13 protein-coding genes and 1 tRNA gene are annotated in these 14,258 nt (G+C 68.6%); 6 read left to right on the plus strand and 8 right to left on the minus strand.

The window, feature by feature from the left end:
- Nucleotides 1–24: 24 nt before the first annotated feature.
- Both U3653_RS03370 and U3653_RS03375 read left to right on the plus strand, forming a co-directional pair.
- Entirely contained in the window at nucleotides 25–561 is a 537-nt protein-coding gene (locus tag U3653_RS03370) for a GtrA family protein (protein WP_195079726.1), read from the plus strand.
- Between the two features lie 134 nt (nucleotides 562–695).
- Nucleotides 696–2,612, plus strand: a complete 1,917-nt coding sequence (locus tag U3653_RS03375; RefSeq protein WP_195079727.1) for a glycosyltransferase — start codon at nucleotides 696–698, stop codon at nucleotides 2,610–2,612.
- Nucleotides 2,613–2,672: 60 nt separating this feature from the next.
- Here U3653_RS03375 and U3653_RS03380 read toward each other — a convergent pair whose 3' ends face one another.
- From U3653_RS03380 to U3653_RS03410, 7 genes are all read right to left on the minus strand, one after another.
- Nucleotides 2,673–3,524, minus strand: coding sequence for an SDR family oxidoreductase (locus U3653_RS03380; protein WP_195079728.1), 852 nt, complete (start codon nucleotides 3,522–3,524; stop codon nucleotides 2,673–2,675).
- A gap of 143 nt (nucleotides 3,525–3,667) precedes the next feature.
- A complete protein-coding gene (locus tag U3653_RS03385; RefSeq protein WP_323124458.1) occupies nucleotides 3,668–4,381 on the minus strand; it encodes a hypothetical protein in 714 nt (237 codons plus the stop codon).
- Between the two features lie 56 nt (nucleotides 4,382–4,437).
- Nucleotides 4,438–5,484: a ribosome small subunit-dependent GTPase A gene (gene rsgA / locus U3653_RS03390; RefSeq protein ID WP_195079729.1), complete on the minus strand. Its 1,047-nt coding sequence runs from the start codon at nucleotides 5,482–5,484 to the stop codon at nucleotides 4,438–4,440.
- 243 nt (nucleotides 5,485–5,727) lie between these two features.
- Nucleotides 5,728–6,735, minus strand: a complete 1,008-nt coding sequence (gene glfT1, locus U3653_RS03395; protein WP_323124459.1) for a galactofuranosyltransferase GlfT1 — start codon at nucleotides 6,733–6,735, stop codon at nucleotides 5,728–5,730.
- Nucleotides 6,736–7,030: 295 nt separating this feature from the next.
- Nucleotides 7,031–7,870 carry a galactan export ABC transporter ATP-binding subunit Wzt/RfbE gene (gene wzt, locus U3653_RS03400; protein WP_195079730.1) on the minus strand — a complete coding sequence of 280 codons (840 nt, stop codon included), beginning with the start codon at nucleotides 7,868–7,870 and terminating at the stop codon, nucleotides 7,031–7,033.
- Nucleotides 7,871–7,880: 10 nt separating this feature from the next.
- On the minus strand, nucleotides 7,881–8,762 hold the full coding sequence (wzm, locus tag U3653_RS03405) for a galactan export ABC transporter permease subunit Wzm/RfbD (RefSeq protein ID WP_195079731.1): 882 nt from the start codon (nucleotides 8,760–8,762) through the stop codon (nucleotides 7,881–7,883).
- Nucleotides 8,763–8,987: 225 nt separating this feature from the next.
- On the minus strand, nucleotides 8,988–9,590 hold the full coding sequence (locus tag U3653_RS03410; RefSeq protein ID WP_195079732.1) for a bacterial proteasome activator family protein: 603 nt from the start codon (nucleotides 9,588–9,590) through the stop codon (nucleotides 8,988–8,990).
- Nucleotides 9,591–9,842: 252 nt separating this feature from the next.
- On the opposite strand from U3653_RS03410, the gene U3653_RS03415 reads away from it, so the two are divergent.
- Nucleotides 9,843–11,045, plus strand: a complete 1,203-nt coding sequence (locus U3653_RS03415) for a cysteine desulfurase-like protein (protein WP_195079733.1) — start codon at nucleotides 9,843–9,845, stop codon at nucleotides 11,043–11,045.
- Nucleotides 11,046–11,052: 7 nt separating this feature from the next.
- On the opposite strand, the gene U3653_RS03420 is transcribed toward U3653_RS03415, so the two are convergent.
- Entirely contained in the window at nucleotides 11,053–12,042 is a 990-nt protein-coding gene (locus U3653_RS03420; RefSeq protein ID WP_195079734.1) for an NAD(P)H-quinone oxidoreductase, read from the minus strand.
- A gap of 117 nt (nucleotides 12,043–12,159) precedes the next feature.
- Between U3653_RS03420 and U3653_RS03425 the strand changes: the two genes are divergently transcribed.
- The 3 genes from U3653_RS03425 to U3653_RS03435 all read left to right on the plus strand — a co-directional run bounded on the left by U3653_RS03425 (nucleotide 12,160) and on the right by U3653_RS03435 (nucleotide 13,989).
- The gene (locus tag U3653_RS03425) at nucleotides 12,160–13,338 is read left to right on the plus strand and encodes an alpha-hydroxy-acid oxidizing protein (protein WP_323124460.1); all 1,179 of its coding nucleotides are present in this window, start codon (nucleotides 12,160–12,162) and stop codon (nucleotides 13,336–13,338) included.
- 41 nt (nucleotides 13,339–13,379) lie between these two features.
- The gene (locus U3653_RS03430) at nucleotides 13,380–13,880 is read left to right on the plus strand and encodes a MarR family winged helix-turn-helix transcriptional regulator (protein ID WP_067799974.1); all 501 of its coding nucleotides are present in this window, start codon (nucleotides 13,380–13,382) and stop codon (nucleotides 13,878–13,880) included.
- Nucleotides 13,881–13,904: 24 nt separating this feature from the next.
- A tRNA-Ser gene (locus tag U3653_RS03435) sits at nucleotides 13,905–13,989 on the plus strand.
- Nucleotides 13,990–14,258: the final 269 nt, after the last annotated feature.

Here is a 14,258-nt window from a genome sequence, read left to right on the forward strand (position 1 = left end):
GTGTTCCTGCGGTACCGTCGGGCCGTGCCATCCAGTGAGTCCACCGCGCCAGCGGGCGAGCCAGTGACGCAGGAGACCGGAGCGGTCGTCGGCAAGGTGCTGAGCGCGCTGCGCCGAGGCGGGGCTTTCCTGGTGGTCGGCGCCGTCGGCTTCCTGGTCGACGCGGGCACGTACAACCTCCTGGTCTTCTGGGGTGGCGAGGGCGTGCTCTATCACTACCCACTGCCTGCCAAGATCATCGCGATCGCGGTGGCGACGGTGGTGACCTATTTCGGCAACAAATGGTGGACCTTCGCGCACAAACAGACCGACAACCCCGGGCGCGAGTACCTGTTGTACGCCGTGTTCAACGTGATCGCGATCGGCCTGCAACTCGGTTGTCTCGGCTTCTCCCGCTACGTGCTCGACCTGTCGAGCCCGCTGTCGGACAACATCTCCGGTACGTTGATCGGGCAGATCGTGGCCGTGATTTTCCGGTACTGGGCCTACGACAAGTTCGTCTTCACCGGAGCGCGCGCGGGCGATGGCGGCGCCACCGACAACGAATCGGCGAACGTTTAGCAATGCTTCGTGCACACGTCGGCGTGGCTGTACGGCGGGCAACCGCACAGGGCGGTTGATATCCTCACCCCCGCCGTGAAGGCATCGAGGGGCGTGTCTGTCCCGTCCGGCACAATGAGAATTTCGAGGATTTCATGGATCAGTCGGCTATCGAGGCCGTTACCGAAACAAACGATCGCTCGACGGCCGCTGAGGCGCCTGCCGCGCTGCGCGCCGACCATCGGGCGCCGGACCGGCTCGTGCTCCAGCGCGGTATCTTCACCGGTCCTTCGGCGAAGGTGAGCGACGAGTTGTACGCCGTCGTGAAGGGTGGCGCGCACCGCGACCGCCAGACCCTGCGCTTGGACAAGGGCGCGAGCGCGCACACAAACACCTACTTCGGCCGGTTCGCCGCCAGCTACTGGCAGCGTTGGACCACGGTCACCGAGGTGCGGGTCACCATGGTGCTCGACGTCGCCGCCAAGGCGAACATCCGCCTGGTGGCCTCCGACATCGCGGGTCACCGCAGGATCATCGACACCCAGCGGGTCGCCGCGAGCGGTTCGGTCACCCTGACCGCCCCGCTCGACCAATACGTCGACGGCGGCGCGCTGTGGCTGGAGTTCGACGCCGTCGGCGGCGCGCTCGGCATCGCGGAGCTGGCCTGGAGCGCCGTCGCGCCGGAACGCGTCCGCCCGGTCGCCATCGCGATCTGCACCTTCAACCGGGCCGCCGACTGCGCCGAGACGGTCGCGGCGCTGTCCTCCGATCCGACCGTGCTGGCCGCCATCGATGCGGTGTACGTCGTCGATCAGGGCACCGATCTGGTGGAGAACCGGCCGCGCTACCAGGAGGTCGCGCCGGTCTTCGGCGAGAAGCTGCGCTACCTGCGTCAGCCGAACCTCGGCGGCGCGGGCGGCTTCACCCGTGGGCTCTACGAGGTGTCGGCGGTCAACGAGCACGCCGACGTCATCCTGATGGACGACGACATCCTGTGCGAACCGGAGACGGTGCTGCGCCTGAACGCGTTCGCCAACCTGACGGTCGAGCCAACTCTGGTCGGCGCGCAGATGTTGTTCCTGCTCAACCCCGATTACCTCAACGTAGGCGCCGAGGAGGTGCACCTGAACCGGCTGCGGCACGGCCAGAAGGTGCCCAAGGCGCTGCGCAACACCAGCATGCTGAAGAAGAACCAGGAGCGCCGCGTCGACGCCGGCTACAACGCCTGGTGGACCTGCCTCATCCCGGCCGAGGTGGTCGCGAAGATCGGCCTGCCGATCCCGATCTTCTTCCAGTGGGACGACGTGGAATACGGCATCCGGGCGCGCGAGCACGGTTTCGTCACCGTTACGCTGCCCAACGCCGCGGTCTGGCACGCGGACTTCTACTGGAAGGACTACGACGACTGGGCGCGCTACTTCAGCACCCGCAACTCGCTGATCGTCGGCTCGCTGCACACCGAGCTGGACGGTAAGGACATCGCGGGCAGGCTGTTCCGTGAGATGGCCGAGCAGTTGGTCGCGATGCAATACGGCCTGGTGCACACCACGCTGCAAGGCATCGAAGACTTCTTGAAAGGCCCGAAGGTGCTGCACGACGGCGGGATCGAAGCGCTGGCCGCCGCGCGCAGCAGCCGGGCGGACTACCCGGAGACGATCAAGCATCCGGCCGCGACCCCGCCGGTCCGCTCGGCGGACATCCAGCTGCGCCGTGCCGGTGGCGAACCCAGTCGCGCGAAATTGGTCTTGATCAAGCGCGCGATCAATCAGTGGCTCGGCCGCACCCAGCACGGCATCATCGGCGTCACCAGGGAAGACGCCTACTGGTGGCATGTCTCGCTGTTCGACCACGTGGTGGTCACCGACGCCTCGCAATCCGGCGTCCGTGTGCGTCAGCGCGACAAGGCCCGCGCGCTGCGATTGCTGCGTCGCATGGTGCGTGTGCTGCGGCGCTTGCGCCGGGAGCTGCCCGCCCTGCAGGCGCAGTACCGCGCCGCCATGCCCGAGCTGACCAGCCGCGAGAACTGGGAGCGGTTGTACGGGATCGAGAAGTCCGGCGCTCCGCGCGCCTGATCCGAGTGCCCCCGAAACCGCGTTGACCGGTTCCGGGGGCATGCCCGTATCTTGCGCGCGTCAGAGAAAGAGGTCGGTGGTCAATTCGCCGTCGCCGGGGGTGACGCGGTACTTGTCCAGGTCGGTGATGCCGTGCGCGGCCAGGACCTCGTCGTCGATGAAGAAGTTGCCGCTGGTCTCCTTGCCGGGCGAGGTCAGCACCAGGTAGGCGGCGTCGGCGTAGATGTCGGGGGTGCGGGAGGTGGAGATCATCTCATCGCCGCCGAGCAGGTTCTTCACCGCCGCGGTGGCGATCGTGGTGCGCGGCCACAGCGAGTTGACGCCGATGCCGTCGCCCTTGAGTTCCTCGGCCAGCCCCAGCGTGGTCAGCGACATGCCGTACTTGGCGATGGTGTAGCCCAGCGCCATGCCCGCCCACTTGGGGTCCAGGTTGAGCGGCGGGGACAGCGTCAGGATGTGCGGGTTGCGCCCGGCCTTCGCCGATTCGCGCAGATGCGGGATGCTCAGTTTGGACAGCAGGAAGCTCCCCCTGCAGTTGATGTCCTGCATCAGGTCGTACTTCTTCATCGGCAGCGCGTCGGTGGGGGACAGGTCGATCGCGGAGGCGTTGTTCACCACGATGTCGATGCCGCCGAACCGCTCGACCGTCCGGCGCACCGCCTCGGCCACCGACTCGTCGACGCGGACGTCGCCCACGAACGGCAGTACCTGCCCGCCGGCCGCCTCGAGTTCCGCGGCGGCGGTGTGGATGGTGCCGGGCAGCTTGGGATGCGGCTGATAGGTCTTCGCGATCAAGGTGATGTTCGCGCCGTCGGCCGCGGCCCGCTTGGCGATCTCCAGCCCGATGCCGCGACTGCCGCCGGACATGATCATCGTCCGACCGGCTAGCGGCTTGGATCCCGGTTCCGTCATCTGACCTGCTCCTTCGTTTCCGCCGCAGGCAGCAGCCCGCGGCTGTACGCGCTTGCAGACTAAGCGTAAACCCGCTCGCTATGCAACCAGTTGCATAGCGACTGCGAAGAGAGGGCACCGGCGCGCCGGTGCCCTCTCTCGGTTCAGGCCGTCGCGGCGATCAGCACGATGTTCAGCAGGAACATCAGGCCGACCAGGGCCCACACGATGTACAGGAACAGCATGCCCGGCGCCTTCTGCGGAACCGGCCCGATCGCGCCGTTGAGGAAGATCACCACCGGCGCCTTGTAGTAGAACCGGGTGGCCTGCCCCTCGGCGATCGGCACGGTCACGTTGGCCGGACCCATGTCGAACAACCAGGGGGTGGTGACCCGGACGTGGTACTGGCCGGGGCCGACCGGAATGTGGTTCGCGCCCCAGCGGGTGTTGGGCACCCGCTGCCCGTTGACCAAGATCTTCGGCTTGGTCAGCGCGAGCATGAACGTCCAGAGCGAATACGAGGCATCGATGGTGATGCCAGGCGGATCGGCGGGCGCGCCGTAGCCCTGCGGACCGTACGGTTGCGGCTGACCGTACGGTTGCGGCTGGCCATACGGCGGCTGCCCGTAGGGCTGCGGCTGCCCGTACTGCGGTGCCGGCTGGCCGAATTGGGGCGCAGGCTGCCCGTACGGCGGCTGGCCCGGCTGCGGTTGGGCGAGGTGCGGTTGACTCGGATGCTGCCCCGCGGGCGGCGCGTACTGCGCGGGCGCCTGCGGCGGCGGGTACTGGCCGACTGGCGGCTGCTGACCGAATGTCGGCTGTCCGGGCCATTGGCCGGGCTGCTGACCGGGTGGCGGGTACCCGCCGGGCTGACTCATCTATCCCTCCCAGATAGCGAACGATGCGAGGGGCACCCTACCGTGCCCCCGCTCGATCAGCGTCGCGAGTTCCGTTCCCGGAACATCTTGCGGTGGTGCTTGGTGATGTCCCGCCAGGCTCGCTCGCGTTCGGCTCGCAGCCGCTTGTCGGTGCGCGCCAGCATCCACTCGTTCTCCCGCGCCAGCTTGTCGTAGCTGTCGAGCCTGCGCTGGGTGAGTTCGCCGTTGTCGATCGCCTCCCGCACGGCGCACCCCGGTTCGCCGTGGTGAGCGCAGTCGCCGAAACGGCACTGCGCGGCAAGGGTTTCGATGTCGCTGAAGGTCTTCTCGATGCCTTCGCCCGCGTCCCACAGTCCGATGCCGCGCAGCCCGGGGGTGTCGATCAGGGTGCCGCCGCCGGGCAGCGGGCGCAGCTCCCGGTGCACCGTGGTGTGCCTGCCTTTCTTGTCGGTGTCGCGGACCGCGTTGGTGGCGAAGACCTCCGCGCCGAGCAGCGCGTTGGCGAGGGTGGACTTCCCAGCGCCGGAGGGTCCGAGCAGCGCGACGGTGCCGTCGAGCAGCGCCGTGAGCACGTCGAGCCCGAGGCCGGTGCTCGCGCTCACCTCGAGCACGGCTGCGCCAGGTGCCGCGGCGCGGACCTGGGCGAGCGGAAGGTCTTCGGCCGCGTCGGCCTTGGTGAGCAGCACGATCGGCTGGGCGTTGCTCTCCCAGACGAGCGCGAGCATGCGTTCGATGCGGCCGAGATCCACGTCGCCGTCGGCGGCGGTGCAGATCAGCACGGTGTCGACATTGGCGGCGAGCACTTGGCCATGCGATCGGCCGGATGCGGAGGACCGCGTGATCGCTGACCGGCGCGGCAGCAACCGGCGCACCGCGGAGCCGGCATCGATGGTCACCCAGTCGCCGGTGCACAGCCCGCCGACCTCGGAATCGGGGCGCGGGCAACGGGCGCGGGCGAGCCCGTTCGGCGTGGCGACGTCGCATTCACTGCGATCCATCCGGATCACACGCGCGGGCACACAGTCTTCCTCGATCATCGAGGCGTAGTGCGAGGCAACGGCTTCGGTCCAGCCGTAAGGGACGAGAAGGTCGTGGTCGACCATGATGGAAGGAATCCTTCGTCGGGCGCCGAACCCGACGGAGGGTTCAGCGAGCGGAGAATGAGGGGGAGTTTCGTGTGGCGGCATGACGGACGTCAGCGCGCCTGAGCACGGCAACCCGAACGTTCCTCGTCACGGTCCACACCTCCTTACCTCTCTCGCAGTCCCCATCACCTTCGCATCCGCCCCCCGCCGCTCGCAACCGAATTTCGGGCCTCGCGCATCGAGCCGATGCGCTACCCGGCCTCAGTCCGGTTTGCCGAACTGCTCGTGCCGGCCGAGGGAGCGCAGGTGGAACCATTCGCGCAGGCCCGCCGGGTCGCGGCGGGTGACGAGGAAGAACCAGGAAAAGCGAATCCACTCCTGCGGCAGCAGCTTTCGCATACCGGGCTGAGACATCAGGTAGCCGCGATTGCGGTAGGTGAAATAGCGCTTCACCGGATCGTCGGGGTATTGCGTGTGCATCCGCCCGCCGAGAATCGGCTTGAACTCGGCGGCGCCGTTGGGATGCAGATACGCCGTCTGCAGGCAGGTGCCGAACGGCAGCCCCGAGCGCACCAGCCTGCGATGCACCTCCACCTCGTCACCGCGCACGAACAGGCGCAGGTCGGGCACGCCGATCACGTCCACCGCCTGCGCGGAGATCAGCGCGCCATTGAACAGCGAGGCGATGCCGGGGAGGAAATCGTCGTCGCCGAGTTCCGAGCGCAGCCTGCGCCAGACCACGCCGCGGCGCAGCGGGAAGGCGAGACGGTCGGGCTCGTCGATATCGCAGACCACCGGTGAGACCTCGACCAAACCGTGCCGGCTCGCGCAGTCCAGCAGCGTGGACAACACGTCGGGGCCTTCGGGTCTGCCGTCGTCGTCGGCCAGCCACACCCAGTCCGCGCCGATGCTCAACGCGTGCAGCATGCCGAGCGCGAACCCGCCCGCGCCGCCGAGATTGTGCGCCGAGCCCAGGTAGGTGGACTCCACCGGTTGGTCGCGCACCAGATCGGCGACCTCGGATTCGTTGCCGTTGTCCACCACGATCAGGTGATCCACCGGCCGGGTCTGCGAGGTGACGACCTTCAGCGACTCGGCGAGCAGTTCGCGGCGCTTGTGCGTGACCACGACGGCCACGATGCGCTGCTGTGCGTTCGGCTCCGCCGCTACGGACTTCGCGGCGAGTTCGACGACATCCTCCGGCACGGAGCCGATCCGGGCCTGCGCCCCTTCGTCGATCGGGGTGTCCTGCCCGGTCGGCTCACTCATGCTGCGGCCTTTCCGGCATGAGCGGGGCGCTGCGTGGTTACGCTGCGTTGCCGCCTCCGGGCCTGACCGCTCATGCTGTGTCGGTTTGTCGCATGAGCGGGGCGCTGCGTGGTTACGCTTCGCTGCCGCCTCCGGGCCTGACCGCTCATGCTGTGTCGGTTTGTCGCATGAGCGGGGCGCTGCGTGGTTACGCTGCGTTGCCGCCTCCGGGCCTGACCGCTCATGCTGTGTCGGTTTGTCGCATGAGCGGGGCCCTGCGTGGTTACGCTTCGCTGCCGCCTCCGGGCCTGACCGCTCATGCCTGGTTCCGCTCCAATTCTCGGTCGTCCGACTTCTCGGCCCGTTCGGCTTCCATCTCGCGCAGCACGGTCGCGACGTGATTCCCCGCCTCCGGCCCCTCATAGGCTCGCACCACTTCTTCGATGCCGCCACGCAACCGGATCTGGCCGTGGTCGATCCACAGCGCCGTATCGCACAGTTGCGCAAGGAATTCGTTGGAATGGCTGGCGAAGACCAGGATGCCCGAACGCGCCACCAGCGACTGCAACCGCTTGCGGGCCTTCTTCATGAATTCCGCGTCGACCGCACCGATGCCCTCGTCGAGCAGCAGGATCTCCGGATCGATCGAAGTGACCACGCCCATCGCGAGACGCACCCGCATACCGGTGGAATAGGTGCGCAGCGGCATGGACAGGTATTCGCCGAGCTCGGTGAAATCCGCGATCTCATCGATCTTCGACAGCATCTGCTTGCGAGTCTGCCCGAGGAACAGCCCCCGGATGATGATGTTCTCGTACCCGGAGATCTCCGGATCCATGCCGACGCCGAGGTCGAACACCGGCGCCACCCGTCCGCGGATGCGCGCGCTGCCGCGCGAGGGCTCGTAGATCCCCGAAAGCAGGCGCAGCAGCGTCGATTTGCCCGCGCCGTTGTGCCCGACCAAGCCGACCCGGTCGCCCTCTTTCAGCGACAGGTTGATGTCCCGCAGGGCCTCGACCACGACGACGTCGGATTTGTTGCGTCCGATCGCGCCGCCCGCCTTGCCGAGGAACGCCTTTTTCAACGACCGCGATTTGGCGTCGAAGATCGGGAATTCGACCCAGGCCTCCTGGGTCTCGATACTCACACGACTCATCGGGGCGCTCCTATACCCAGTACGGTACGCGCGAACGGAACTGCTTCATGGCGAGGATCGCCACGATCCAGCCCAGCAGGGTGATCACGCCGACCACCACCCAGTGCCGCGGTTCCTGCGGTTCGCCGAGCAGGGGCGCCCGGACGATTTCGAGATAGTGGAACGTCGGCACGAGTTCGGCCAGCTTCGCGCGGTCGCCGTTGCCCATCTGCGATTGCAGCGTCTTGGTCGTCCACATGACCGGGGTCAGCACGAACAGCATGAGTGTTGTGCTGCCGAGAATCGGCGCGATGTCGCGGTAACGCGTGCTGAAGATGCCGAACACGATCGACACCCACATCGAATTCAGGAAGATCAGCGCGATCGCCGGAATCGCCATGAGGCTGGCCACCCCGAGATGGCGCCACACCCCGAACGCGGCGAGCATCACCAGGTAGATGACCATGTTGTGGGCGAAGAACAGCAGTTGCCGCCACACCAACCGGTAGACGTGCACGCTCAGCGCCGAGGGAAGCTGCTTGATCAGGCCCTCGTTGGCGATGAAGACCTCCGAACCCTCCAGGATGCTCGCGCTGATCACATTCCAGATGATCAGCCCGACCGTCACGTACGGCAGGTACTCGCGCAGCGGCTGGCCGAGCAGCGCCGCGTACAGCACACCCATCGCGACGGCCTGCAAGCCGGTGGCGATGGTGATCCAGAACGGCCCCAGCACCGAGCGGCGGTAGCGCTGCTTGATGTCCTGCCAGCCGAGCGACAGCCACAACTCCCGCTGGGCGAAGCCGCCTGCGAAGTCCTGGAACGCGCGCCGGAACGTCTGCGAGTCGGGCACGATCTTCGCCTCGGTGGCACCGGCGTGCAGGGTCTGCGTCTCCGGTGCGGCCGCGCTCACCGCGGCCTCCGGTGCGTCGTCGCCGGACGGACCCGTGTGCTCGCCCGATGGGGTCGGCGAGCTGTCATCTGAACGCGCTTGGTCATCGGAACCAACTGAGCTCTCTTCAGGACGCACCGCACCCGGTTCGGAGACCGAGTCGGAGCGAGCGGCAGCGGCGGGCACGGTGCACGAGACTACCCCGGCGGCTTCCCGCCCACGTGTGGCACACGCGCGTCGCCGGTCTCACAGGTACTGGCCGGAACCGCCGGTGACGTGACCGGCTTGGCCGCCGCGCGGGTCGGCGGCATTGAGTCCGGGCGGCAGCGCGCCCTGACGCATCTGCTCGAGCTGCGCGCGGGCGGCCATCTGCTGGGCGAACAGCGCGGTCTGGATGCCGTGGAACAGGCCCTCCAGCCAGCCGACCAGCTGGGCCTGCGCGATCCGCAGCTCGGCGTCGGACGGTACGGCGTCGTCGGTGAACGGCAGGGTGAGCCGCTCGAGCTCGTCGCGCAGTTCGGGGGCCAGGCCCTGCTCCAGCTCACGCACCGAGGACGTGTGGATCTCCTTGAGGCGATTGCGGCTGGCCTCGTCCAGCGGAGCGGCGCGCACTTCCTCGAGCAGCTGCTTGATCATGGTGCCGATCCGCATGACCTTCGCGGGCTGCTCGACCATGTCGGCGAGCGACTCGCCGGCGTCGTCCCGGTCGTCCTTCTTGTCCTTGTTATCGTCGGTCACCACCTGCGCGGTGAAGGGCGCCTCCGATCCGGCAGCGGCGGGGATGGCCAACGGCCTGCCGTCGGGTCCGACAACGACGATGTGGTCCGGTGCCTCGTCCGAGTGCGTCATGGTCCCTATCATGTCGTGTTCGCTCGGAACGCGCTAAGCCGGTGCTCCGCGGGCGGGCGCACCGGGCAGGGTGCGGCGCGTGTCGCCGGTACGCACCGCCGTGCGAGCCGGCGTTCTATTCTGTTCGGGTCGTGTGGTTCGGATTTGTCGAAAGTCGGTCGCCATGCTGAGTCCCAGGTCGCTGTGCTCTCGCCACGATGTGGAGGGGAACGCGGTTACACAGGCTCGCCCGCTGCCCTTAGAGTGGCCAGCATGACTTACGACGTCGCGCGGGTTCGGGGCCTGATACCGTCCCTGGGCGACGGCTGGATCCATCTCGACCCGCAAGCGGGGATGCTGGTCCCGGACGCGGTATCCCGAGCGGTTTCCACGGGTTTTCGAACCTCTTCTTTCTCCCATATCGGCCGAACCGCCGCGGCCGTGCGCAGCGCGGCGATTCTGGACGCGGCTCGCGAAGCCGTGGCGGACCTGGTCGGCGGCGACCCGGCGGGTGTCGTGCTCGGCCCCGACCGCGCGGTGCTGCTGGCCTGGCTCGCCGAATCCCTGAGTTCCCGTCTCGGCCTCGGCACCGGCATCGTGCTCTCCCGGCTGGACGACGAGGCCAACGTCGCGCCGTGGCTGCGCATCGCCAACCGCTACGGCGCGCACGTGCGCTGGGCGGAGGTGGAGATCGAGACCTGCGAGATGCCGTCCTGGCAGTTCGAAGAGCTGATCGGACCGACGGCGCGCCTGGTCGCGCTCACCGCGGCCTCGCCCATCGTCGGCTCGGCGCCCGCGGTGCGAGTGGCCGCGGACCGGGTGCACGAGGTGGGCGGCCTGCTGGTGGCGGACGCGTTCGGCGCCGCGCCCTACGCGCTGATCGACATCGAGGAACTGAACGCCGACGTCGTCGCGCTGAGCGCCCCGGCATGGGGCGGTCCGCAGATCGGCGCGCTGGTCTTCCGCGACCCCGCGTTCCTGGACCGGATCCCGTCCATGTCGCTCAACCCCTACGCCAAGGGCGCCGAGCGGCTCGAGGTCGGCGGGCACCAGTACGCGTTGCTCGCCGGCCTGACCACCTCGATCGACTTCCTGGCCGGGCTGGACGAGCGGGCGCACGGCACCCGGCGCGAGCGGCTGGAGATGTCGATCACCTCGTTGCAGGACTACCACGACCAGCTGTTCGAGCACTTGATGAGCGTGCTCGACTCGATCCCCAGTCTCACCGTGATCGGCCGTGCGTCCACCCGCATTCCCACGGTCAGCTTCACCCTCGCTGGCATGCAGGCGGAGAAGGTCGCGGCGAAGCTCGCCGACAACCGGATCGGCACGGTGAGCGGCGTGCACGGCGGCAGCAGGCTGCTGGACGCGCTCGGCGTCAACGACGAGGGCGGCGCGGTGACCATCGGCCTCGCGCCCTACACCACCAAGTTCGAGATCGATCAGCTCGGCAGGGCGCTGCTGGCGCTGGAGTGAGCGCCGCTCACAGGTCGGCCACTCGCAGCACCACCTTGCCGAACACCTCGCCGGAATCCAGCAGCCGGTGTGCTTCGGCGGCCTCTTCGATCGGCACTTCGGCCGCGATGACGGGCGCCACCGTGCCGTCGGCGATCAACGGCCACAGCTGCTTGCGCACCTCGGCCACGATCTCGGCTTTGCTGCCCGGGCCGGTCGCGGGCCGCGCGCGCACGTTGGTCGCGTGGACCGTGCCCCATTTGCGCAGCAGCACGCCCAGGTTCAGTTCGGCGGTCACCCCGCCCTGCATGCCGATCACCACGAGGTGGCCGTGCTCGGCCAGCGCGTCGACGTTGCGTCCCAGGTAGGCCGCGCCCATGTTGTCGAGGATGACGTCCGCGCCCGAGCGCTCGGCGCGCACGGCGGCGACGAAGTCGTCCTGCTTGTAGTTGATCAGCACGTCCGCCCCGAGCTCCGCGCAGCGCGCCAGCTTCTCTGCCGATCCAGCGGTCACCGCGACGCGCGCGCCGATGGTTTTGGCGACCTGGATGGCATGCGTGCCGATCCCGCTGCCGCCGCCGTGGATCAGCACCAGCTGACCGGCCCGCAGACCCGCCGTCATCACCAAGTTCGACCACACGGTGGCCGCCACCTCCGGCAGCCCGGCAGCGGCCCCGATATCGAGACCGTCCGGGACCGGAAGCACCTGGGTGGCGGGCACTACGACCCGCTCGGCATAGCCGCCGCCGGACAGCAGCGCGCATACGCGGTCGCCGACCGCCCAGTCGCGTACTCCGTCGCCGATTCCGGCGATCACGCCGGAGCATTCCAGGCCGAGCAGCGGGCTGGCGCCCGGCGGGGGCGGATAGAAACCCTGACGTTGCAACAGGTCGGCCCGGTTGACGCCCGCGGCGGCCACCTCGATGAGCACTTCCCCGTGTCCCGGTTTCGGTTCCGGCACCTCGGACAAGACCATGACCTCGGGACCGCCGGCACCGTTCAGATCAATCGCGCGCACCGTGCCATAGTGCTCCGCGCGGACCGACACCCGCGCGCTGGCCCCCCGAGCCGGCGTTTCCGGACCGATCCGGCAAGCGGCCTGCGGTGACCGGCGTCACGGACTACCGTTCGGTTGGTGAGTGGCGGCTTCATCGATTTCCAGAACGAGATCTACCTCGGCGGCCTGGGTGGCGTGACACCCGAATTGCCCATGACCGCAGCGGGTTTGGAGTCGCTGGCGCAGCAACGGCTGGATCCGGCCGCGTTCGCCTACGTGGCGGGCAGCGCCTCGGCGGAACGCACCGCCGCGGCAAATCGGTCCGCCTTCGACCGCTACCGCATCCTGCCCCGGATGCTGCGCGGCTCCACCGGCCCCGGCGCGCGGGACCTGTCCGTCGAGGTGCTCGGAACGAGATTGGCCGCACCCGTGCTCACCGCGCCGATCGGCGTCCTGGAACTCCTGCACGAAGACGGCGAGGTGATCGTCGCCGAGGTGACGAAGGAACTCGGCATCGGCACGGTGCTGTCCACCGCCGCTTCCTCGACCATCGAGGACGTCGGCGCGGCGGCGGGGCCGTGGTGGTACCAGCTGTACTGGCCCGCGGACGAGGAACTGGCCTGCTCTTTCGTCCGGCGCGCCGAGCGGGCCGGTGCTTCGGCGATCGTGGTCACCGTGGACACTCCGGTCCTGGGGTGGCGGCCGCGCGACCTGGAACAGGCGCACCTGCCGTTCCTGCACGGCAAGGGCATCGCCAACTATCTGTCCGATCCGGTGTTCCGTGCCAAGCTGCCCGCCGCGCCGGAGGAGAGCGAGGAGGCGATGCGCGCGGCCGTCCTCACCTGGGTGGGACTGTTCGGCAATCACGCGCTACGGCTCGCCGACCTCGCGCTGCTGCGAGAATGGACCGACCTTCCGATCGCGGTGAAGGGCATCCTGCACCCTGACGACGCCCGCCAGGCGGTGGACGCGGGCGCCGACGCGGTCGTGGTGAGCAATCACGGCGGCCGCCAGGTGGACGGCTCGATCGCGGCGCTGGACGCGCTGCCCGCGGTGGTGGCCACCATCGGCGACCGCGCCGACGTGCTGTTCGACTCCGGGCTGCGCACCGGGTCCGACGTGCTGGTCGCGCTGGCTCTGGGCGCGAAGGCGGTGTTGTACGGGCGGCCGTGGGCCTACGGACTCGGCCTGGCGGGCGCCGCGGGTGTAACGCACGCGCTGCGCACGTTGCTCGCCGATTTCGACTCCGCGCTCGGCCTCGCCGGGTGCACGAACCCGGCCGCGGTGAACCGCGCACTGCTGTCCACGGTGCGCTGACCTGCGAGAGTTGCCCATTTCCGCAGTTCGCCGCGCATAGAATGACCACCGTGCATCCCGAACCGAGCGGTCGCGTCGTGGCCGAGCCGCGCTGGCTCACCCCGGCCCAGCAGCGCGCATGGCGCGCCTACATGGACGGCCATCAGCGCCTGATGACGGCACTGAATCGTCAGCTGCAACGTGACAGCGACCTGACCGTCGCCGAATACCGGATCCTCGTCCTGCTCTCCGAAGCGCCCGACCGCTCGTTGCGGATGAGCGAGCTGGCCGACGGCGTGCTGTCCTCGCGCAGCAAGCTGACCCATCAGATCCGGCGGCTGGAGGCGCAGCAGATGGTCCGCCGCAACACCTGCCTCGAAGACGGCCGCGGCGTGCTGGCCGAACTCACCGACGAGGGCCTGCGCCGCCTGCAAGCCGCCGCGCCAGGACACGTCGAGGCCGTCCGCAGCCATTTCATCGATCTACTCGCCCCGGCCCAGCTCGAGGTGATCGCCGACGTCTTCGGCCGCGTCGACGAGGAAATCGGCAAGCAGGCAGGCTGAGCCGTCCGCTACGATCAGGTCTCTGGAGACGTGGCAGAGCGGCCGAATGCACTCGCCTTGAAAGCGAGCGTCGCGAGAGCGACCGGGGGTTCAAATCCCTCCGTCTCCGCTCCACTCGCTGGGTGAGCCATGCTCATGGAGCATGAGCCGGGGCTCGTTTCGCAATGTTTTGTGGGGGTGCAACCCCCGCACCCCGCCCGGCGGGCTTCGCCCCCGGACCCCCGCTATGGTCGGGCCGCTCGCCGTTGGGCTTCCCGCTGGTGGTTGGGCTTCCCGCTGGTGCTGGTGGTTGGGCTTCCCGCTGGTGGTCGGGCCACCTGCTGGTTGTTGTACTTCCGCTGGGGTCGGTTTGCCTGCTGGTGGTTGGGCTTGCCCGCT

This window comes from Nocardia implantans (assembly GCF_035544775.1).
GTDB lineage: Bacteria > Actinomycetota > Actinomycetes > Mycobacteriales > Mycobacteriaceae > Nocardia > Nocardia implantans.

Excerpts from the sequence above, each read along its gene's own strand:
- U3653_RS03375 (WP_195079727.1), top strand. The coding sequence starts at position 696 with ATGGATCAGTCGGCTATCGAGGCCGTTACCGAAACAAACGATCGCTCG.
- U3653_RS03380 (WP_195079728.1), bottom strand. The coding sequence starts at position 3,524 with ATGACGGAACCGGGATCCAAGCCGCTAGCCGGTCGGACGATGATCATG.
- U3653_RS03385 (WP_323124458.1), bottom strand. The coding sequence starts at position 4,381 with ATGAGTCAGCCCGGCGGGTACCCGCCACCCGGTCAGCAGCCCGGCCAA.
- rsgA (WP_195079729.1), bottom strand. The coding sequence starts at position 5,484 with ATGGTCGACCACGACCTTCTCGTCCCTTACGGCTGGACCGAAGCCGTT.
- glfT1 (WP_323124459.1), bottom strand. The coding sequence starts at position 6,735 with ATGAGTGAGCCGACCGGGCAGGACACCCCGATCGACGAAGGGGCGCAG.
- wzt (WP_195079730.1), bottom strand. The coding sequence starts at position 7,870 with ATGAGTCGTGTGAGTATCGAGACCCAGGAGGCCTGGGTCGAATTCCCG.
- U3653_RS03410 (WP_195079732.1), bottom strand. The coding sequence starts at position 9,590 with ATGACGCACTCGGACGAGGCACCGGACCACATCGTCGTTGTCGGACCC.
- U3653_RS03415 (WP_195079733.1), top strand. The coding sequence starts at position 9,843 with ATGACTTACGACGTCGCGCGGGTTCGGGGCCTGATACCGTCCCTGGGC.
- U3653_RS03430 (WP_067799974.1), top strand. The coding sequence starts at position 13,380 with ATGACCACCGTGCATCCCGAACCGAGCGGTCGCGTCGTGGCCGAGCCG.